19 protein-coding genes and 1 pseudogene are annotated in these 18,908 nt (G+C 60.0%); 12 read left to right on the forward strand and 8 right to left on the reverse strand.

Annotation, left to right across the window (positions count from 1 at the left end):
* Positions 1–204 precede the first annotated feature (204 nt).
* Positions 205–1,407 carry a hypothetical protein gene (locus V6K60_RS07790; protein ID WP_332449955.1) on the reverse strand — a complete coding sequence of 401 codons (1,203 nt, stop codon included), beginning with the start codon at positions 1,405–1,407 and terminating at the stop codon, positions 205–207.
* Between the two features lie 616 nt (positions 1,408–2,023).
* On the opposite strand from V6K60_RS07790, the gene V6K60_RS07795 reads away from it, so the two are divergent.
* Positions 2,024–4,615: a hypothetical protein gene (locus tag V6K60_RS07795; protein WP_332449956.1), complete on the forward strand. Its 2,592-nt coding sequence runs from the start codon at positions 2,024–2,026 to the stop codon at positions 4,613–4,615.
* A 324-nt stretch (positions 4,616–4,939) separates the two neighbouring features.
* On the opposite strand, the gene V6K60_RS07800 is transcribed toward V6K60_RS07795, so the two are convergent.
* A complete protein-coding gene (locus tag V6K60_RS07800) occupies positions 4,940–5,272 on the reverse strand; it encodes a tetratricopeptide repeat protein (protein ID WP_332449957.1) in 333 nt (110 codons plus the stop codon).
* Between the two features lie 252 nt (positions 5,273–5,524).
* Positions 5,525–5,752, reverse strand: a complete 228-nt coding sequence (locus V6K60_RS07805; RefSeq protein WP_332449958.1) for a hypothetical protein — start codon at positions 5,750–5,752, stop codon at positions 5,525–5,527.
* Between V6K60_RS07805 and V6K60_RS12825 the strand changes: the two are divergent.
* Both V6K60_RS12825 and V6K60_RS07815 read left to right on the forward strand, forming a co-directional pair.
* A pseudogene (locus tag V6K60_RS12825) lies at positions 5,751–6,389 on the forward strand (PAS domain-containing protein); the annotation flags it as partial. The gene V6K60_RS07805 and the pseudogene V6K60_RS12825 sit on opposite strands and share 2 nt — an antisense overlap.
* A gap of 18 nt (positions 6,390–6,407) precedes the next feature.
* Positions 6,408–7,931, forward strand: coding sequence for a PAS domain-containing protein (locus V6K60_RS07815; protein WP_332449960.1), 1,524 nt, complete (start codon positions 6,408–6,410; stop codon positions 7,929–7,931).
* A 121-nt stretch (positions 7,932–8,052) separates the two neighbouring features.
* Here V6K60_RS07815 and V6K60_RS07820 read toward each other — a convergent pair whose 3' ends face one another.
* Both V6K60_RS07820 and V6K60_RS07825 read right to left on the reverse strand, forming a co-directional pair.
* A complete protein-coding gene (locus V6K60_RS07820) occupies positions 8,053–8,238 on the reverse strand; it encodes a hypothetical protein (RefSeq protein ID WP_332449961.1) in 186 nt (61 codons plus the stop codon).
* A gap of 108 nt (positions 8,239–8,346) precedes the next feature.
* On the reverse strand, positions 8,347–8,688 hold the full coding sequence (locus V6K60_RS07825; protein WP_332449974.1) for an amino acid permease: 342 nt from the start codon (positions 8,686–8,688) through the stop codon (positions 8,347–8,349).
* Between the two features lie 277 nt (positions 8,689–8,965).
* On the opposite strand from V6K60_RS07825, the gene V6K60_RS07830 reads away from it, so the two are divergent.
* From V6K60_RS07830 to V6K60_RS07850, 5 genes are all read left to right on the forward strand, one after another.
* Entirely contained in the window at positions 8,966–10,144 is a 1,179-nt protein-coding gene (locus V6K60_RS07830) for a glycoside hydrolase family 3 protein (RefSeq protein ID WP_332449962.1), read from the forward strand.
* A 108-nt stretch (positions 10,145–10,252) separates the two neighbouring features.
* Positions 10,253–12,400, forward strand: coding sequence for a BMP family ABC transporter substrate-binding protein (locus tag V6K60_RS07835; protein WP_332449963.1), 2,148 nt, complete (start codon positions 10,253–10,255; stop codon positions 12,398–12,400).
* A 46-nt stretch (positions 12,401–12,446) separates the two neighbouring features.
* Positions 12,447–12,833, forward strand: coding sequence for a hypothetical protein (locus tag V6K60_RS07840; protein WP_332449964.1), 387 nt, complete (start codon positions 12,447–12,449; stop codon positions 12,831–12,833).
* A 38-nt stretch (positions 12,834–12,871) separates the two neighbouring features.
* Positions 12,872–13,471, forward strand: a complete 600-nt coding sequence (locus V6K60_RS07845) for a nitroreductase family protein (protein WP_332449965.1) — start codon at positions 12,872–12,874, stop codon at positions 13,469–13,471.
* 152 nt (positions 13,472–13,623) lie between these two features.
* A complete protein-coding gene (locus V6K60_RS07850) occupies positions 13,624–13,935 on the forward strand; it encodes a nucleotidyltransferase family protein (protein WP_332449966.1) in 312 nt (103 codons plus the stop codon).
* A gap of 131 nt (positions 13,936–14,066) precedes the next feature.
* On the opposite strand, the gene V6K60_RS07855 is transcribed toward V6K60_RS07850, so the two are convergent.
* On the reverse strand, positions 14,067–14,198 hold the full coding sequence (locus V6K60_RS07855) for a hypothetical protein (protein ID WP_332449967.1): 132 nt from the start codon (positions 14,196–14,198) through the stop codon (positions 14,067–14,069).
* Between the two features lie 195 nt (positions 14,199–14,393).
* Here V6K60_RS07855 and V6K60_RS07860 point away from each other — a divergent pair, with 195 nt between their 5' ends.
* Both V6K60_RS07860 and V6K60_RS07865 read left to right on the forward strand, forming a co-directional pair.
* Positions 14,394–14,813: a helix-turn-helix domain-containing protein gene (locus V6K60_RS07860; protein ID WP_332449968.1), complete on the forward strand. Its 420-nt coding sequence runs from the start codon at positions 14,394–14,396 to the stop codon at positions 14,811–14,813.
* Between the two features lie 4 nt (positions 14,814–14,817).
* Positions 14,818–15,129, forward strand: a complete 312-nt coding sequence (locus V6K60_RS07865) for a hypothetical protein (protein ID WP_332449969.1) — start codon at positions 14,818–14,820, stop codon at positions 15,127–15,129.
* A 193-nt stretch (positions 15,130–15,322) separates the two neighbouring features.
* Here V6K60_RS07865 and V6K60_RS07870 read toward each other — a convergent pair whose 3' ends face one another.
* Positions 15,323–17,326, reverse strand: a complete 2,004-nt coding sequence (locus V6K60_RS07870) for a S9 family peptidase (RefSeq protein WP_332449970.1) — start codon at positions 17,324–17,326, stop codon at positions 15,323–15,325.
* 235 nt (positions 17,327–17,561) lie between these two features.
* On the opposite strand from V6K60_RS07870, the gene V6K60_RS07875 reads away from it, so the two are divergent.
* Positions 17,562–17,837, forward strand: a complete 276-nt coding sequence (locus V6K60_RS07875) for a hypothetical protein (protein WP_332449971.1) — start codon at positions 17,562–17,564, stop codon at positions 17,835–17,837.
* Here the strand turns inward: V6K60_RS07875 and V6K60_RS07880 are convergent, their stop codons facing one another.
* Positions 17,838–18,224 (reverse strand): Fic family protein, encoded by a 387-nt coding sequence (locus tag V6K60_RS07880; protein WP_332449972.1) that lies wholly within the window; start codon positions 18,222–18,224, stop codon positions 17,838–17,840.
* A 234-nt stretch (positions 18,225–18,458) separates the two neighbouring features.
* Between V6K60_RS07880 and V6K60_RS07885 the strand changes: the two genes are divergently transcribed.
* The coding region (locus V6K60_RS07885; protein ID WP_332449973.1) for a hypothetical protein at positions 18,459–18,908 on the forward strand (450 nt) is incomplete at its 3' end.

Here is an 18,908-nt window from a genome sequence, read left to right on the forward strand (position 1 = left end):
GCCGGCTACATTGAAACCATTGTCTTTGTGGACTACCCGACAGGGAAGGCAGCGGCGAAGGGGGCTGCACTGCAGCCGCCAGTGAGTGTCGACGAGATGGATGCTGTCGGAGAACCGGCCGTGTGCCGGCTATCGAGTCGGGAAATAAAGTGCTGGTGGATATTTTCAAGGGGGTAGACGAGTTCACCGCCGTCTGCCTTACTGTCATCCGATAAGGTGTTTCTTCTCCGCGAGTGACTGGACATAAAACAGAGCGAACTGTGACAGTCCGAAGCATATGAGAACAACGGCAATTATAAGACCTTGAATCAGGTCTTTGAAAAGCATCGATAGACCGAAGGTGATCATCATGGCGACCGTAAGCAGTGCCAGAGCAAGCAGCAAAATCATCAGCAGGAGATCTTTCCCTTTCGGTTTCGGGGCGGGCTCCGCTGACTTTGGTTTTGGCCAAAAGAGGGTGTAGAGAAGATGAAGTCCTCCGAGAATGACGAAAACTCCTATGAAGAGAATCAGAAACTCAACAATCGTGTCAGGAACAATGATAGCAAATGCCCCGACCGCAACGAGCACCATCCCCACAAGGAAGAAGATCCAGTTACGTGTGAACGCGAACGACATCATAGTGCCGCTGACCAGAGCCTGAACACCAAGCAGCACTACCAGGGCGCCATGCATGGCGCTTGTAGCATACGGCAATAGCCCGAGGTTCACCGGAACCAGCAGGCAGCCGAGAACCAGCATATAGAGACCAAACTGCATTCCCATGATGGTATAAAGGGATGCGCCCGGAGTGTTTGTGGAGATTTCGGACTCGGAATGAAGTCGATGCACCTTCTGTAGCATAGAGGCGAGGTAGAACAGGGCAATGCCGAAGAGCAGAGCGACAACCGCCAGAATCTCGGTCGAAATGAGGAAAGGCCGGTAAATCTGCGCTGCAATCAAGACTGCAATCAGAATCTCCAGGATGTAGACGGCTGCACCGCTGACGGTAAGGCGGGTAACTACTCCGTCATCGAGTGTTTTCCGGAACCGACGCACCTCATCTGCAGAAAGCAGCTGCAAAAGCAGCAAACTACTGCCGGCTCCGAAGATGATCATCACCAGAACCTTTGGGATGTCGCCAAGAACTCCCGGAATAAAACAGGTGGCAAAACCAATTGCGGTGATGACGACCCCTGAAATGAGTCCCGGCCACGATCTCTTCACAGATCCGATCGGGGTTTTTCCTATGGTTTGCAGCTGCAGGCCGAACATAATCAGAAGGAGACCGTACACGCCATCCTCATAGTAGGGCAGTGCCCCTGCAACGACTGAAAAGAGCACGGTACTGAGGGCGAGCATTATCAGGCCAATGGCCAGGAGATGAGTCACTTCCAGAGAGATGCCCGTCTCTTCTAAAATTTTCATATTTTACCTGTCCGTTGTATTGTGTTATGACGTTACCTTTTTAAACTATGCGTATTCTACGTCATCATGACCGGGCGTGGGCAGATCGCGATTGTCAGACACGTCCCCATGTGTCAAAGAAACGGATCGAGCATCACACAGAATTGCCCGAAGTCGTCCCGCGCCTTCAGGTTGTCCGGCCGCGGCATGTATGCCGTCAAAGCCGCGGATGCTCCGGGGGTATCCGATCGGACGGGATACAACCGGCAGGGGCGCTGGAACGCCGACGGTCTTCTTCCGGGATATCCCGGATCACCTGCCGGGGGTACGGTGCCGGGCAGGACCTGCATGGGAGAGAACGATGAAGAGGGGGGATGCGGGTTGACCGGTGGTACTCTTTGCATTAACTGATCATGTGGGAATGTTTATATTTATTGGTACCAGAAATATTCTGGTCCTCTGAAAAGCAGCGATTACTGCAATATCCTGGAGTTAATGCCCGGAAATTCGCCCTCTTCCTCCAGGAGTTGCAGTTTTGGTATGAGCATTGCGACCAGGATCTTGATGATCGTAGCCAGGTGTTAACTGGATATAGTTGCGTGGCGTATATTGAGGAATCACCAACGTTTAAGTTGCCATGCCGCAGATTGAGACCGTCCCCAAAATCTGTTTTGTCTGCCATAAATCATCGAAGCAGATAAACAGTGCACCCCCTACGCATCCCGTTACGGCAGGGACATCGGGAATAGTGGAGCTTGAGGGTCGTCCAAAGGAACTGACAACGGACATTCTTAAAAACCAACTTGAAGTATGTCCACATTGCGGATACATTGCGGAAGACATCGGGGAGAAAACAGCAATCACCAGAGACTTCCTGAAGTCTCCTGATTACTGCGATCTCCAGAATCCGGATAGCCCCCCGTTAGCTTCACGGTATATACGTGCTGCACGTATCCAGCTGGAGGAGAACAATCCGGAAAAAGCCACAGACTATTATCTCCGGGCCGCATGGTCCGCTGACACCATGCGCCAGCGTGAGATAGCCGTCTCCTGCCGTAGAAAAGCCCTGTCCCTGATATTTGCAGGCAACAAAACACTCGCCGACATCCCTTCAAACAGATGGGTCCCGGTCCTTGATACCATGCGGCGGTGTGGGGATTTCGACAGCGTAATCACGTACTGTACCAGTCTTCTGGCTATTGCAGGCCCAACACTAAAGCAGGGACTGGATTACGAACTTTTTTGCGCAAAACAACATGACGGTGAGCCGCATACCAATCTTGATGCCGCAAACAGCAATCAATACCGGTCGGGAGCTCCGGAGGCCAGCGAGGAGTTTGTCATCGGCGGGAGATCCTACTCCGGCGAAGACGACTGTTATGGCAAAGGATGGAACTGGGTTGCAGAAACACGCACCCTTGTCCTTTCCAACTATCATGGCTCGTCAATTGAAGCATCCGGAGACCTCACCATCCGGGTGGAACAGCTTGACAACCAGATCTTCAGTCCTCATGGGCCGGGAATTTGCATTCACAACGGAAACCTGAAACTTACGGGTATTGCAGCGTTGTCCATAAAGGGAGACGACGGAGGGATTTTTGTCGAGTCCGGCTCCCTGCAAATTGCACAAACCATCCTCACCATCCGGACAAACGAGTACGGAATCTATGCATCAGGGGACATCTCCGTCACAGACGGCAGCGTACTCGACATCAGTTCTGAAACGACAGCAATCAGATCGGTATCCGGGGGCTTAACCACAACCGGCATGTGTTCCCTGACAATCTATGGAAATCGTGCAGGAATTGACCTTGCGGGAGATATGAGTCTCTCCGTAGGGGGCCTGCAGATCGAGAGCCCGGAGGGATGCGGTATCCTGATTCACCACGGTTCTATAGATATATCTTCTGCTGTTTTTGACGCCTCCTGCGGCGATACAGGTATTCGCCTGGAGGAGGGCAGTCTCACCGTTGACGTTTCGACATTCGATCTGAATGCAGCATCCTGTGTGCAGGTAAACGGTTCGTGCAATATTCTCCGGTCGAATGGTACTCTGTCAGGAGAGGATTATGGGTTTTTTGTTTCCCAGAATATGGATCTTTCCGGGGACTACGAAATCTCGGGAAAAACTGCCATCGCGGTTGGAGGAAACCTGCAGATACAAAACGGAAATATCACTGCATCCGGGGAGACCGGAATATCTGTCGGGGGTGACCTGAACTATCTCGGGGGAGGTCTGATGCTTACAGGAGATACGGCAATGCAGATTGCAGGTAATGCAGAAATTTCTGGCGGCCGGATTATGGGGATTGGCAGGATCAACGGAATTGTGGTGAACGGCTCCTATACCATGTCCGGCGGGGATGTATCTGTCTCCGGGGAGGCTGAAGACGGCATGCGGATTTCCGGGAAAAAGATGACCTTGAATTTTGGATCCATCACCGTATCCGGCCGTAAAAACGGACTGGTTGTGGCAGGATCTGCGGTAATTAATGATATTCATCTCTCGGCTTCCGGTAATATCGGATTTTCTGTGGGAAAATCGCTGAAAATAGAACGTGGTCGTCTGAAAATTACTGGTGTGGAGATCGGTCTTTCGGTGAAAGAGGGCAACCTGATCCTTGGTACCGTGGTAAATATGAATGCAAATGGTAATGTGGGGATTTATACGACAAAGGATATCGGCATCCATGGAGCGACCGTCATTGTTACCGGCAGGTTTGGCGGAATTGTATCCGAGAAAGGCAATCTGATTATTACCAACGGTAGAGTGGAGATTACAGCGGATGATTACGGGGTGCTCATCCCGTCAGGATCAACAAAGATCCCTTGCGGGATCATCAGGATTACCAATTCACGGATGAGGGATTCGGAGGGCTGTGGTATTGTTGTTGAGAAGGGAGATCTCGAATTAGGGGGCGTTGTAACGATTGAAAGTGAGAGTTACGGGATATCCGTGCCGTGTGGGGAAATATCCATGATGGCCGGTAAAATTGAGGCTTACGGTTTCCGGGCCGGCATCACGGGGAAATCACTGACTATCAAAGAGGCATCTCTTACTGCGTACGGGAAGACAGAGGGGGCGGTTGTTCTCACGGAGCGGGGACCCTGGAATGATGCAGGAGTCGTTGTTCTGGCAGGAAAATCCGGGAAAACCGCGACAGATGAGGTTTATTCCGGCCAGCGGTTCCTCCATGCCTATACGGAACGTGTCCCCGATGCATCGTGATGCGGTATGAGGGTCAGGTCAACCCCATTTTCATAGGAATGCAGGAGTCATCCCCCGGGAGGGGGATCTGCTTGAGGAAGATGTTCGCTTCGCCCGGCACCTTCAGCATCTCGGATGGTATAAGGGCGCATTGATTCGAGTAGATAGATGGAAGAAGAGCCACGGCATCAGAAAACGGCGATCTGTCAGCAGAAATGTTCATCCATTGCCGCGCCCTGCCTCAGGGCCATAAAAAAGCATTTGTTCTTTTTCTCATAACTGCTTACCGGTCCTTTGTTGTGTGGCAGCGTCGAAAGTTGTGATGTGTGGTAACTCAATGCTGCCTCAACGGCCGCAATACAGTTCGATTGATTTCGCAATACACTGCGTTGCTTCTGCGTCCCTCCCAACCGATTTCAAACTCATTCCCTTGTTAAACCATGCATCTGCATGATAGGGATCGATCCTGATTGCCTGATCATAGTTTGCGATTGCCTGCTCATGCTGACCGAGGTAGTCGCAGCAATCTCCCATCAGGGCAAACGCCCCCGGGTGCTGCGGTTCCATGTCAACTGCCTTCCTCAGGCGTTCCACTGCAGCGGCGTGATCCCCTCGCATTGACTCTTCCTGTGCCTGTCGGATCAGATGCTCTGCCCCGTTGAAGTTAAATGTCTGCATCTCCGTTTCATCCTTCCTGTGGTCACAGGGCACATCATCAGTTGTCCTGTACCAAAATAGGATGGAATCCGTCCTTTATTATGAATTTGCACACTAATTTCGCCATATTAGTCTGCAATGAAAATATGCACCATGGTGTGCCATGCAAATTTTAATATGCATCTTGCCGTGATCCCGCACACCCCTTCACCCCCCACAAGATAAGAAAATTTACTATGCCAGCACCCAATTCCCTTGTATGAGCGTGCTCGATCAGGAGAGGATGGATCGAATCAAACAATACCTGAAATGGAACCCGCGGGGGATGACCATCTCGGATGTCTCTTCTAAACTGCATATGAACAGGAATCTTGTATCGAAATACCTCGATATGCTCCTCATCTCCGGGCAGGTCGATATGCAGGAGATTGGAGCTGCAAAGGTATACTTCCTCTCCCATCGCGTCCCCATATCTGCAATGCTTGACTTCTCTTCTGACATGGTCGTTGTTCTCGATGATGAGAACAGGATCCTGAAGGTCAACGAACCGATGCTCGTAGCGCTCAACGAAGATCGGGAATCGGTCGTCGGCACGAGTATACATCTCTCACAAAACCCCATTCTCGTTGCACTGAAGAACAATCTGTCACCGCCGGAGTTGCGCGACGCACCAGACCGGATCATTGAGATGCGCTGCGTTCTCCAGGAAAAAGAGCGTCATTTCCGCGTGAAACGGATGCCGACAGTATTTGAGGATGGAGCCCGGGGTATCACGCTGATCATTGAGGATATCACCGATCAGGTCGCCTACCAGGAACAGCTGAGGGTGAGCGAGGCCCGATACCGGGGTATCATCGAGGATCAGACCGAGTTTATCGTCCGGTGCATGCCGGACGGCACCGCCACGTTTGTGAATGCTGCGTATGCCCGGTATTCTGAGGAGCGCGTGGAGCATCTCATCGGGAAGCCCTTTATTCCCCGTATATGCAATGAAGATGCCCATGCGAGGGATCAGGCATTTCGGTCGCTGAGCCGTGATCATCCGGTCTCCACGTTCGAATGCCGGATACGTCATTCTTCAGGGCGGATCCGCTGGAATACGTGGACAATGCGCGCGTTCTTTGATAACTCCGGCCACCTCTCCGAATGCCAGGGCATGGGCAGGGATATCACTGAGAAGCGCGAGGCTGCAGCGAAGATCAACGACTATATCAGAGGGATGGAGTTCCTCTCGCAGACCGGTATGGCCTTTATGGACATGGGCGAAGATGATGACATCTACGATTACGTTGTGCGGCAGGTCTACTCGCTCGCCCCGCTACCTCTGGTATGGATCGACATCATCGACGAACCTACGCAAAACCTCGTTCTCAAAAGTATTGTCGGGGATTCGACTATACCGGGGATAACGGAGCAATCCCCGGGAACGCGCCCCGCAGGGATGCATTTTCTTATTAATAAGGCCGATATGACGGAACTTATCCAGTGCAGGAGTCTTGTAAAGATGCCTCCACGTTCCCGGCTTCTGCATAAACAGATTGTGGAAACAGCAGGAGAACTTGACACCTACCTGATGGGGCTTGTCTCCAAGGGAAGACTCATCGGCAATGTCGGGATAAGCCGGAAACGTGGCTCCTTGCTGCCGAATAAGGATCTCATCGAGGCGCTCATCCGGCAGGCTGCGATTGCGATTGATAGGAGGATTGCCAACGACACCCTCAAGGAGAGCCTGGCGCGCGAAAAAGTGCAGGTCCAAAACCTGCAGTTCCTCTCCCGGACCGCGATGGACTTCATCGAGATGGAGGACTCGGTAGATCTCTACCATTACATCGCGGATCGCCTCTACGATCTCGTCCCGGAGAGTGTCATTGGCATCAACTCGTTCGATCCGGAGCAGAGGGAGTTTACGCTCCGTGCTGTTGTGGGAGAAGAAGAGCAGACCAATGCGCTCTGGGAGGCTATCGGGATCGTCAATCCGCTCGGGGTATCGTTTCCTATCAGTGAGTTGCCCCTGTCCGAGACGGACTTCCATAAAGGTGCACTCATTGACGTTTTATCGCCGTACGATCTCTGTTTCCACCGGATCCCGGAGGAGCGTTGTGTACAGGCTCAAGAGAGGTTAAGACCTGGCCGGGGTTTTTGCATGGGGTTTGCCTGTAAGGGTGAGATTTTTGGTAATATCCTGATTGAGTTATTTCGACCGGGTGATGTTACGAACAGGGAGACCGTCGAGGCATTTGTTAACCAGGCTTCAGTTGCCCTCCTGCGGCGATTTGCAAGGGAGTGCAACCGCGAAGGCAGAGAGTTCTTCCGGCTGCTCGTAGAGCAGATGCCGTATCCTATCGTTATCCTCGACCGGGACGGGTGCATCCTTGATGCAAACAAACTCGCTGCAACCCTTGTCGGGTGCCGCGACGCGGCCGAACTTGCCGGGAGGTCATTTTGCGAGTATATGGAGAGTGGAGCAGATCTTCCTCCCGGGTTGTTGCGGTGCCTGGTCTCCTATGAGAGCAGTGATCTGTCCTGCCGTTTGTGTCTGCGGTCTTCCGGCAACGGCATACGTGATGTAGAGGCTTGGGGTAGAATGGTTCGATATGACCGGAAACCTGCCCTGTATATGGTCTTGCGTCCGCTCTCATCAGGAGAGGAGGATATTCCGTCTCCCTCGGCCCGGTGTTGAGCCGGTCGTCAGCCTGCGGGGTTGAAAGGGGCGGAGCAGGGCCTTTGGCGAGGGGGGTGCGCTGCTCCAGAAGGCGTCGGGGAGGTTCGGCGCTCCCGCCCGTTCCGGTACGAGCAGGCGGCTACGCACGCGCGAGCGGGAAGACGGGGGTCTGCCTCGCGACGGTCTTCTCGATCTGGCGCTGGTCTGCCGGGCGGCAGCCCTTCCGGACGACCGGTTCGGGGTGCCGGCCGTCGTGCTCGATCCGGTTCGCGAGGACGTCGCGGAGAGGTCGATCAGGACCGGCCCGCAACCCCGGAGGGTTCACCAGAGCGGCAGGGAGCGTTATCCCGAGTTCGCTGAGGAGGTTGACGACGTAGCCGGATCAGCCTATGGCGACGGCGGCAACGGCGACCGAGTACTCCAGAAAGAGGTCTCACCCGATGATCCTGGCCCAGATCTCCCCGAGGGATGCGTAACTGTAGGTGTAGGCGCTCCCCGCGACCGGCACCATCGCGGCGAATTCCGCGTAGCAGAGGGCGGCAAAGAGGCAGACGATACCCGATATGACGAACGATACGATGAGGGCGGGGCCGGCGAAGTTCGCCGCGGCAATCCCGTGATCACGAAGATGCCCGTCCCGACGACGGCCCCGATGCCGAACAGGGCGAGTTCGAACGGGTTTAACACTCGTTTCAGGGCATGCTCGCCCCCCGTGCTCTCCACCTGCTGCCGGATGGATTTCGTCCTGAAGATCCGGCGGGGTGCCGTCCCGGATCGTTCATTCATCGCGGGTCTGTTATCGAGAGAGCGGTTAAAGGGCATGGTCGACGGCGGGGATGGTCGCACGGATGGAGGTCTCCATCGTCCCGGCCTCTCCTCCTCTCAACCCCGGGGTGGCAGGCTTCCGGGAGATGTGTGACGCCCCCGCAATGGAGGGCGGGTACGGGGTTACGGTTCGCCGTCGGGGATCTGCCCGGCAGATCCCGTTGAGAGGGCGGCGATGCCCCGCACCGTCAGGCACGCATTTATTCCGGCGGGTTTCATCCAATAGTATGCTCAGCCGCTCCCTCGCCGGTCTCCTCCTCCTCGCGGTCTGCATTGCGGGCTGCACGTCCGCCCCGGACCCTGTCCCCTCGTCGGAAACTATGGATGCCATCAACCGGACCCTCGCCTCCCTCACCCTCGAAGAGAAGATCGGGCAGATGCTCCTCGTCGGGTTTCGTGGGTACTCCGTCGATAACGATTCGCAGATCGCCCGCGACATCGCGGTCGGGCGCGTGGGGGGAGTGATCCTCTTCGACCGGGACGTGGCGCTCGGCACCAGCGAGCGGAACATCAACAACCCCGCCCAGGTCCGGGCCCTGACCGCCTCGCTCCAGGGCTACGCAGGAAAGGTCCCGATCTTCATCGCGGTCGACCAGGAGGGCGGAGCGGTCTGCCGCCTGAAGGAATCTTACGGGTTCACCCCGACCGTCTCCGCCTGGTCGCTCGGCGAGCAGAATAACGAGACCGTTACCCGGGAAGCCGGACGGGCGCTTGCGGCGATGGTCGGGGAGAACGGGTTCAACCTGAACTTCGCACCGGTCGTCGACCTTGCCGTCAACCCCGACTCGCCCGCGATCGGTCGGCTCAACCGGAGTTTCTCCGCGAACGCCACCGTTGTCGCCGATAACGCACGGTGGGTCATCGAGGAGCATCACCGGCAGGGCGTGATGACGGCGATCAAGCACTTCCCCGGCCACGGGAGCGCCGTGAGCGATACGCACGCAGGGTTCACCGACGTCACGGAGACCTGGAGCGAGGAGGAGCTCCAGCCCTACCAGGACCTCATCGCCCGGGGTCTCCCCGACATGGTCATGACCGCCCACGTCTACAACGCCGACCTCGACCCCGACTACCCGGCGACGCTCTCGACGCCGACGGTCACCGGCATCCTCCGGGACCGGCTCGGCTACCAGGGCGTGGTCGTCACGGACGCGATGGACATGGGTGCTATCCACGACAACTACGATCTCCGGGAGTCGCTCCGGCTCTCGATCAACGCCGGGTGCGATATCTTCCTCTTCGCGAACAACCTGGTCTACGACGAGTTGATCGCAGAGAGGGCGGTCGGGATCGTGGAGGACCTCGTCGAGGCGGGGGAGATCCCGGAGGAGCGGATCGACGAGTCCTGCGGCCGGATCCTCAGGCTGAAGATGGAGTACCTGGATGGGGGAGCAGGGGTGCCCTGATCCGGGCCCCGCTGCCGAAACTTCAATAAAAAGCCATATCCGGGCCGCCGCCGACCTATACCCTATCGGCTGCCGGCCGCGAACCCGGCGCCCGGACGAAGATCTATCATGACCCCACGACCCCGGTTCCCTGGCCTCCTGCCGCTCGTTCTGCTCACCTGCATCGTCACGTCGGCGATCTTTTCTGCAGGCTGCACCGCCTCTCCCGATCCCATCCGCATCGGCGTCCTGCTGCCGGCAAACGGCTCGCTTGCCATGCACTCGCTCGACGGTCTCGGCTGGGCGGCGGATGCGCTGAACCGGGAGGGCGGCCGGACGGTCGAGGTCGTCTACCGCGACACGAGCACGGGGAACATCTCCGCCTACGCGGAGGAGCTCGCCGGGCGCGGGGATATCGATGTCATCATCGGCCCCGCGACGAGCGCGGAACTCCTCGAGATCGCTCCAATCGTCACCGGGCGGGGCAAACTCCTCATCTCGCCGAGCGCCACCTCGGGCCTCGTCACGGCCGGGTTCCGGGAGAACGACCTCGTCTGGCGGACCTGTTCCGGCGACGGTGAGCAGTTGAAGGCGATCTTCCGGATTCTCTCCGACACCGGTGTAGAGAACGTCTCGCTCGTTGCGGCTAACACCACCTACGGCGAGACGTTCGCCCGGCTCGCCCCGGCGGCGGCCTCAATGCACGGGGTCCGGCTCACCGGGACGGCCTTCGTCGAGACTTCGGACGACCTCGCGGCGGTTGCGGCACGGCTCAGCGGGGAGGAGCCCGATACGGTCGTCGCCGCCGTCTACCCCGAGGAGGCCGCCCGTCTCGCGGACGCCCTCTCCCCCGCCGGCCTCTTCCTCACCGACGCCGGCCGCTCACCCTACCTGATCGAGAGCCTCGGCGACCGGGCGGAGGGGATCAGCGGCACGTCGCTTGCCCCCGACCCCTCGACCGGCTATGCGATCGCCTACGAGGAGGTCTTCGGCGAGGAACCCCCGGCGTTTGCCGCACAGACCTACGACGCCCTCCTCCTCGCCGTCTACACGGCGGCTCGGCAGGAGGCGGCACCCGGCGAGCCGCTCGCGGCCTCCCTCCGGTGGGTCGTCTCCGGCGACGGCGCCACGTTGGGCTGGGACCCCCGGGAGGCCGGCGAGGCCGCGGCGATGATCCGGGCGGGCGGCCACCCGGCTGTCACCGGCGCCTCCGGCCCCCTCCGGTTCGGCGATGCGCCATCGGCCGGACCGCTCGCCGGCTACTACACCCGCTGGACAATCGAGGGCGGGGAGTTCTGCGAGGGCATCCCGGTCCCGTCCGCGGAGGTCTCCCCGCGCCCCCCCGCTCTCTCCTCGCCCGGCCCTGCCGGTGAGGGGCCGGTCGTCTGGATGGTCTACCCACTCGAAAAGGGGGACCGGTCGTTTGCAGACTCGGCCTACCGGGGGCTCTTCCGGGCAGAGGAGTCGTTTGACTTCACGAAGCGGGAGTTCACCTACGCCGACCTCGCGCTCCTCGACGCCGTCTTTGCCGCAGGGAACTTCACCGAGAAGCCCGACCTCGTCATCACCGAGGGGTTCCAGTTCGCCGACGCCTCGCAGGCGTGGGCGGAGCAGAACCCCGATATCCGCTTTTTCACCATCGAGCAGGAGGACTTCGGCCTCCCGAACACCTGCGACGTCGTGATAGTCCCCTACGGTGCCTCCTACCTCGCGGGCGTGATGGCGGCGAATATGACGGAGACGGGGAAGATCGGCGCGATCGCCGGCGCCCCGGTCGCCGTCATCGAGCCCTTCGTCGAGGGGTTCCGGGCCGGGGCGGCGGCATACGACCCGGCGGTGAACGTGACGGTCCTCTACGTCGGCGAGAGTTTCGAGGGGTTCGGGATGCCGGAGCGTGCGGGTGACCTCGCCCGGGACCTCCATGCCGGGGACGTCGACGTCATCCTGATGATCGCGGGTTCCAGCAGCACCGGGATCGTGGACGCCGCCCGCGAGACCGGCGATGTCTTCCTCATCGGGGAGGACACCGACCAGTCCTACCTCGCCCCGAACCTGGTGGCTGCGTCGGTGGTGAAGAACATCGACGCGATCGTCTATTGCGCGGTGGCAGATGAGGTCACGGGCCGGTTCACCCCGGGCCAGGAGGTCTGGACGCTTGCAAACGGCGGGACCGGGCTCTTCGTCTCCCCGCGGTTCAGCGAGTATGGATGGATCGGCACGGAGTGGCACGACCGGGCCGTCGCCGCGGAGGAGGAGTACCTGGCCGGAATCTGCTGATCTGATATGTTCGCACGTCGATACCTCTACGCTGCATTGCGTGCGGGTGATCGAAACGACCTGGCAGGACTTCGCCATAACCGGCATCACGGTGCTCTTCGCGGTCATGCTTCTGCCGCAGCTCCGCGATGTGGTGACCCGCGGCGCCGTGCTGAACTTCTTTACAGCGCTCACGACGAGCCTCCTCGGCTACCTGCTGGCCCTGGTCTTTGCGACCCTCGGCCTCTGGCTCTCGGTCTTCGGCCAGGGCCTCGGCGCGACCGCCTGGATGCTGCTCGCCTACTTCTCGCTCAAAAACGTCCGCGACCATGCGTTCCCGGGGGAGACGCTTCTCTCCGTCGCCCTGGAGATCGGGACGGTCTGGCTCCAGGGGGTTGCCTTCACCGTCACGGGGGGCGTGAAGGAGTTCTTCTCGCGGAAGAACCGGGGCTGACGGCAGGTATAAATCAGGCCCCGGGATGATTGATTGGTATGGACTTCAAAGACTGTGTAGAGCAGCGTTACGCGACGAAGCGGTTTGACGGCAGACCGATCCCCGATGCGGCCGTCAGGGAACTCCTGGAGCTGGTCCGCCTGGCCCCCTCGGCGCTCAACCTCCAGCCCTGGCGGATCAAGGTGGTCTCGGACCCGGCCCGGAAGGAGGCCTTGAAGCCGGCGGCCTTCGATCAGGAGCAGATCACGACCTGCTCGCACCTCATGGTCTTCTGCGCAGACCCCGATTATGACGGGCTGATCCGGCGGCTCGAGGCCCTGCTGAAGGAGAACGGCGTCCCCGAAGAGACCCGCACCGCCATCGTGGAGATGGCCTCCCGGTTTGCCGATGCGATGACGCCCGAGCAGCGGCTCGCCTGGTCGCAGGCCCAGACGTATCTTGCCCTGGGTAACGCCCTGCACGGGGCGAAGTCGCTCGGCTTTGACTCGTGCCCGATGACCGGGTTCGACCCCGCAGCGTTCAGCCGGATCCTGGCGATCCCCGCCCCCCTCGTGCCGGTCATCCTCTGCCCGATCGGCTATGCCGCGGACAGCCCGGGACCGAAGATGCGGTTTTCGCTCGAAGAGATCCTGATCTGAGCCGGGGGAGGACCCCCGGACCGAGCCCGCTCCGGGAGTCTTTCGCGTTCCCGGCCGATACCGCGTTTCGGGCTCACACCTGCAGATACCGGCATCCGCCGATGCGAAAGAGATAATGCTTTCCGGATGGTAAACCATCATAGAGAAGTCCGATGCACCCCATCATCCGCGAGAAGGTTCCCGAGATCGCCCGCGTCGCTCGACGCCGCCGTGTACGGAGGCTCGGGGTCTTCGGCTCGGCGACGGGCGACCGGTTCGATCCGGCGTCGAGCGACATCGATTTCGTCGTCGAGTTCGAACCGATGACTCCGGCGGAGCACGCGGAAGCATACTTCGGTCTCGCGGAAGATCTGGCCCGGCTCTTTTGCCGCGAGATCGATCTCATCGAGCGATCGGCGATCAGAAACCCGATCTTTCGTGAGTCCGTGGAAGAGACCTGCAGGGATGTCTATGCCGCCGCGTGAGGCGAGGAAGTTTTCTACGATATTGCAGAGGCTGCAGACCATATCGCGCAGTTTACAGGCCGCCACCTGGAGAAGATCATTGCCCCGGGTCGAGCGCGTGTCGGCCGCCCTGCAGCATGTCGGAATGCCGCTCAGAGCGAGTATGAGTAGTCCAGCAGGCAGTCGTAGCAGAATTGGGTTGCGGAGAGGACTGCCTCGTCCCGGTTCTCGAAATCGTTCCATCGCCACTCCCTTTCGGTGTAGGGCCGTATACCGCGTCGCATGCCGCCGATGTTCCTGGCATCGTAGCCTTCTTCACAGAGGATGAGGGTGTAACGGCTCGCCTGCGGGGAGATCCATCAGAGGAGTATCATGGCTCTCATGGATAACGGATCATGATATCATATTTGTTACCCGAATGCGCAAGATTATATATTTAAGTAACAGATGGAGAACCATATGCGGTCCGGGTGTGAACCATGAACGAGACGATCCTTGAGCGTCACCTCTCCGAGGTCCCTTCGGTGATCATCAACGCCACGGCCCCCCTGGGAAACAGGAAGGCATGGGCGATCTTCATCGCGCTCCTCGAGAGGGACGAGGGACTCCGGTTCAACCAGATCCGGGAACTCTTCGAGGCGGAGCCCCCTGAGGTATCGAGGGCCTTAAAAGTGCTCACGAACGCGGGGCTCGTCGCCAGGCAGGCCCGCAGCCTCGACGATCTCGGGAACGCCGAAGCATCGTTCTACGTCCCGACCACGCTCGGGAAGGCCCTGATCACGGCCCTGTACCGGGGGCTCCTGCCGTCGCGGGAGGAGACCGGGTCCGCACAGACGCACTGCCAGGAGAGCCCGTTCTCCACGGGCAGGATCACCGCTTCGGCGCCGGGGGAGGAGTAGGGGCATGTCCCTCAAAAGGCGGCCGGCGATCGAGGTGTCGCGGGACCCGGCGTGCGGCGTGACCCCCGTGGACGGGGTTTACGGGACCCTGACCCCCGCGCTCGGCCAGGTGGCGTTCTACTACGATCTGCCCGAGCTCGGCGCCGGCGAGGACGGCGAGATGACCGTTGAATCTATACAGCGCCGGCTCGTCTTTGACGCACGGATGTCGCCCGCGACCTTCCGCGCCATCGCCCGCTGGATGATGGATCAGGTGGAGGACTACGACCGGCAGGAACATGGCAGAAATCCTCGAACCTCTTCGCCGGTTGAATAAGGGGCGGATGCCGCCGCCCCTGGTTCACGCCCGAACGGAGTGGAGCAGCCTGTCCGCGCCTGAAACCGGGCAGTGCGGCCTGCTTCCTGTCCGTTGCGTCAAAAACCTCGCGACGTAAGGAGCCCGGCAGAAGAAACGCCGCGTAAGAGATCTTCTTCAACTGCCCCTGAGCGGTAAAAAGTGAGTGTTCCTCTCACTGCAGATACCGTTCGCACCAGGCGATCTCGCGACCATACAGATCAAGGATCTGCTTCGGTTCGCCGGGGAAATGGCCGGCCCGCGGGTAGACGACCATCTCGGCGGGCACGCCCCTCTTCCAGAGCGCATCGTAGAACTCCTGCGCCTGCCCGACCGGTACGCGGATGTCGTGCTCGCCATGCACGATGAGGGTCGGAGTGGTGACGTTCCCGACATGGTAGACGGGCGAACGGCTGAGATACAGGGAGTAGTCCTCCCAGTAGTAGACGCCGAAGTTGTCATGGAGGTCGTAGACGATATCGTGCGTTCCGTCGACGCTGACGAAGTCGGTGATGCCGGCGATCACGATCGCCGCGTCGAACCGGTCCGTCTGCGTCACGGCCCAGGCGGTCATGTAGCCGCCGTAGCTCTGCCCGATGATGGCCAGGCGATCGGGATCCGCGACTCCTTCCGCGATGAGGTGGTCGACGCCTGCGATAACGTCGCGGTAGTCCCCGCCGCCCCAGTCACGGTAGTTTGCCCGGGCAAACTCCGCTCCGTAGCCGGTCGATCCCCGGATGTTCGGCCGGAAAATAGCATAGCCAAGCGACGAGAAGGTCCCGGCCGGACAGATCGGCCAGGACGTGCCGCCGATGAAGTGGCGGCAGAACTCAGCGGACGGGCCCCCGTGGGTCTCGACGAGCAGCGGGTATCGCTCCCCCGGCGTGTAGTTTGCAGGAAGCGTCAGGATACCCTCGATCGTGAGGCCGTCGGTAGAGTTCCACCGGATCACCTCTGTGGTGCCGAGCCGCTCAAGGGGCAGATCGGCGTTGTGGTGCGTCACCTGCACGGGCGAATACCCGTCGGCCGGCGTGACGTAGACTTCCTGCGGCACAAGGCTGTCTTCTGCGGTATAGAAGATCTGCGAGCAATCCCTGTTCATCCCGAACGACCCGATCGTCCCGCAGGCGAAGAGGTCGCGGGGTGCGGAGCCGTTTGCGGGGAAGGCGGTGACGGCGATGGCGGTTCCCCGTGCGGTCGGGAGGAGGAGGCTCTCTCCGTCGGCGGACCACCAGAGGCCGCCGGCCGTGAGGGCAAGCCCTTCGTCGAGCGAGGAGGCGACGGTCGCCGGCTCTCCGCCGTAGGCCGGGATTTTTATGATGTCGACGATGTTGAACGGGTGCATGACCATGCAGGCGATCCACTTCCCGTCGGGTGAGTAGCGCGGCTGGTCGTACGTCGTGCGGTTGCCCGGCGGCAGGAGCAGCGCTACGTCGCCCGTCGTGGTGTCGACTCGCGAGAGGCTGACGTCGTAGACGTAGCGTTCGTCGGGAGCGGGCGCGTGGGTGAAGGCGATGCTCTTCCCGTCCGGCGACCAGCCCCATGCGCCGACCGAACGGTCATCGGGTGTGAGGGGACGGGCGTCGGGGTTGCCCGCAACGTCCGCGACCCAGAGGCGGACCACCCGGTAGGTGCTGCCGATCACGATCGGGTCCTCGCCTCCCTCGATCGCCTGCTCCTCTTCTGCGGAGAGAGGGTTCTCGGCGAGGTAGGCGATCCGTTTGCCGTCGGGCGACCAGTCGAACTGCGCGACACCGGTCTCCGTATCGGTGACCTGCACCGCCCCGGTGCCATCGGGATTCGCGACGAAGATGTTCGGCACTCCCGATTCGGTCGAGAGGTAGGCAAGCCGCGTCCCGTCAGGCGACCAGAGGGGGCTCATCCGGGAACAGCCGTCATTAAAGACCTCCCGGTCGGCGGTGCCGTCGGCCTGTGCAAGGTGGAGGACCGAGAGGAACTCGCTCCGGTTCTCGGTCATCACCGGGCGCCTCGTGGTGTAGGCGACCCGTGTTCCGTCGGGCGAGAGGTCCACGGAGGTAATTACGGTGACGTTGAGGGTATCTTCGGCTGTCCAGGCCGGCGGCGAACCCGGGGCGACCGCTGCGGTGGCGGGAATGCTCCAGGTGCAGGCGATCAGGATCGCCATGAGCACGATGCTCTTGGGATACGTCATGTTCATCTTGATCGTTAGGTTCTTTGTATCGTGCGGATAAGCGTGTCGATCTATTCTCCGGCCGCTTTTCGTGGATCGGGCCAAAGGGGCGGAACCTGCCCGCGGTATCCCGGTATTGGGGCCGGGCCGATGCATTACGGGAGCCCGGGGGCGGATGATGGGCAGGGGCCGCGACTCCCCGCCGTGACCCTGTTGCACGGGTATGCGTGCTCTGCGCATGCCGGCCCGAACATTCATGAGGGTGGAAGACGATGGTTACAACGCTGAAAAGCCGTCGATACAGGAGGAGTGGAGAATGAACCCGGAGAACCGGAGATCAGCCGGCAGGGAGGGCGTTCGCGATCCCGGGTCTTCGTGCGGTCCCCACCCTCCGCAGGATTCGACCACTCCGAGTCCGATGGAATCGTCCGGTACTGCGCCTCAGGCCTGTGAGGAACCCTCATGCCCCTCAAAGCAGGAGGACTTCAGGATGCTCATCGAGCGGCACAAGAAGACCCTCGACCTCCTGGCGGAGTGATCACCGCCCTGTTTTTGCGACCGAGTGCAGCCAGACCAGTACCTCCTCCCGCGTGAGCCTGCCTTCGGCAATCTCCCGCACCACGCGGTTGTTCTCCTCATCGGGGCTTGCAATGACGTATCGTTCCGGAGTCCGGAGCAGGATGAGGGCTGCGAGCAAGAACGCGATCCGCTTGTTCCCCTGGAGAAACGGGTGCCCCGTCACAAGGCCGTGGAGGACGAACGCCGCTCTCTTGAACGGGTCGGGGATATCGCTCATGGTGATGACAAAGTCGAGGTTTCCGGGATTGAGGAGCCGCCCCTCGAGACCCCGGTCTTCCTCGACGCCGCTTGCCCGGATGATCTCCATCTGGTAGCCGATGACCTCCTCGACCGTGTACTCTTCCATACGCTCTCGCAGTTTCCGTCCGCTCTCCGGCGCCGGATAGGCAGATACTGATCTCTTGGAGGCTATCGGGAAAAAGTTGTTTATCGGTCGCTCACGGATGGCCGATCTGTGGGGTGATGCCCATCCCGGGATGGAACGAGACGTTCTGGACCGGCGGTTGCACCCCGGGATAGCGCAGCACTACCTTTTTAAGCGCCCGGGTCCAGTAGCGTCTCGTATTCCAGGGAGCGGACCATGGAGAGCATCGACTTCGATCATGCGTACTACATCAAGCTGGGAGAGGGCGGGAAGTGGGAGCAGTCGAGCATCAGGGAAGGAAAGATGCGGATCGGCTGGACCAACGTCGCCCTCGAGGATCTCCACCGGGAGCGGTGGGACCGGATCGAGGGAGCGATCCGGCAGAAGGTGAAGAACCCCGGGAGCGCTACCCACGACTTCAACTCCCTCCGGACGATCCATGCCTCGAACCACGGCGACGTCTGGATCACGTTCTCCGACGCGAAGCTCTGGTGGTGCCGGCTCAAAGACGGCCCGATCCTCGAGGACGAGATATCCAAGTACCGGCTGATCGACGGCGGCTGGCACGACAGGAGCCTGCAGGGGAAGGTATTCCTGACGAACACCCTGCCCGGCGCCGTCGCCCAGCTGCAGGCCTTCCGGGCAACGTCCTGCACGGTCAGGCCG

This window comes from Methanoculleus sp., from assembly GCF_036677455.1.
GTDB lineage: Archaea > Halobacteriota > Methanomicrobia > Methanomicrobiales > Methanoculleaceae > Methanoculleus.

What these genes read in the sequence shown, in the direction of transcription:
- V6K60_RS07790 (WP_332449955.1), bottom strand. Translation starts at nt 1,407, where the DNA reads ATGAAAATTTTAGAAGAGACGGGCATCTCTCTGGAAGTGACTCATCTC.
- V6K60_RS07795 (WP_332449956.1), top strand. Translation starts at nt 2,024, where the DNA reads ATGCCGCAGATTGAGACCGTCCCCAAAATCTGTTTTGTCTGCCATAAA.
- V6K60_RS07800 (WP_332449957.1), bottom strand. Translation starts at nt 5,272, where the DNA reads ATGCAGACATTTAACTTCAACGGGGCAGAGCATCTGATCCGACAGGCA.
- V6K60_RS07805 (WP_332449958.1), bottom strand. Translation starts at nt 5,752, where the DNA reads ATGTCAGAAGAGAAGTCAAGCATTGCAGATATGGGGACGCGATGGGAG.
- V6K60_RS07815 (WP_332449960.1), top strand. Translation starts at nt 6,408, where the DNA reads ATGGGCAGGGATATCACTGAGAAGCGCGAGGCTGCAGCGAAGATCAAC.
- V6K60_RS07830 (WP_332449962.1), top strand. Translation starts at nt 8,966, where the DNA reads ATGCTCAGCCGCTCCCTCGCCGGTCTCCTCCTCCTCGCGGTCTGCATT.
- V6K60_RS07835 (WP_332449963.1), top strand. Translation starts at nt 10,253, where the DNA reads ATGACCCCACGACCCCGGTTCCCTGGCCTCCTGCCGCTCGTTCTGCTC.
- V6K60_RS07845 (WP_332449965.1), top strand. Translation starts at nt 12,872, where the DNA reads ATGGACTTCAAAGACTGTGTAGAGCAGCGTTACGCGACGAAGCGGTTT.
- V6K60_RS07850 (WP_332449966.1), top strand. Translation starts at nt 13,624, where the DNA reads ATGCACCCCATCATCCGCGAGAAGGTTCCCGAGATCGCCCGCGTCGCT.
- V6K60_RS07855 (WP_332449967.1), bottom strand. Translation starts at nt 14,198, where the DNA reads ATGCGACGCGGTATACGGCCCTACACCGAAAGGGAGTGGCGATGGAAC.
- V6K60_RS07860 (WP_332449968.1), top strand. Translation starts at nt 14,394, where the DNA reads ATGAACGAGACGATCCTTGAGCGTCACCTCTCCGAGGTCCCTTCGGTG.
- V6K60_RS07865 (WP_332449969.1), top strand. Translation starts at nt 14,818, where the DNA reads ATGTCCCTCAAAAGGCGGCCGGCGATCGAGGTGTCGCGGGACCCGGCG.
- V6K60_RS07870 (WP_332449970.1), bottom strand. Translation starts at nt 17,326, where the DNA reads ATGAACATGACGTATCCCAAGAGCATCGTGCTCATGGCGATCCTGATC.
- V6K60_RS07880 (WP_332449972.1), bottom strand. Translation starts at nt 18,224, where the DNA reads ATGGAAGAGTACACGGTCGAGGAGGTCATCGGCTACCAGATGGAGATC.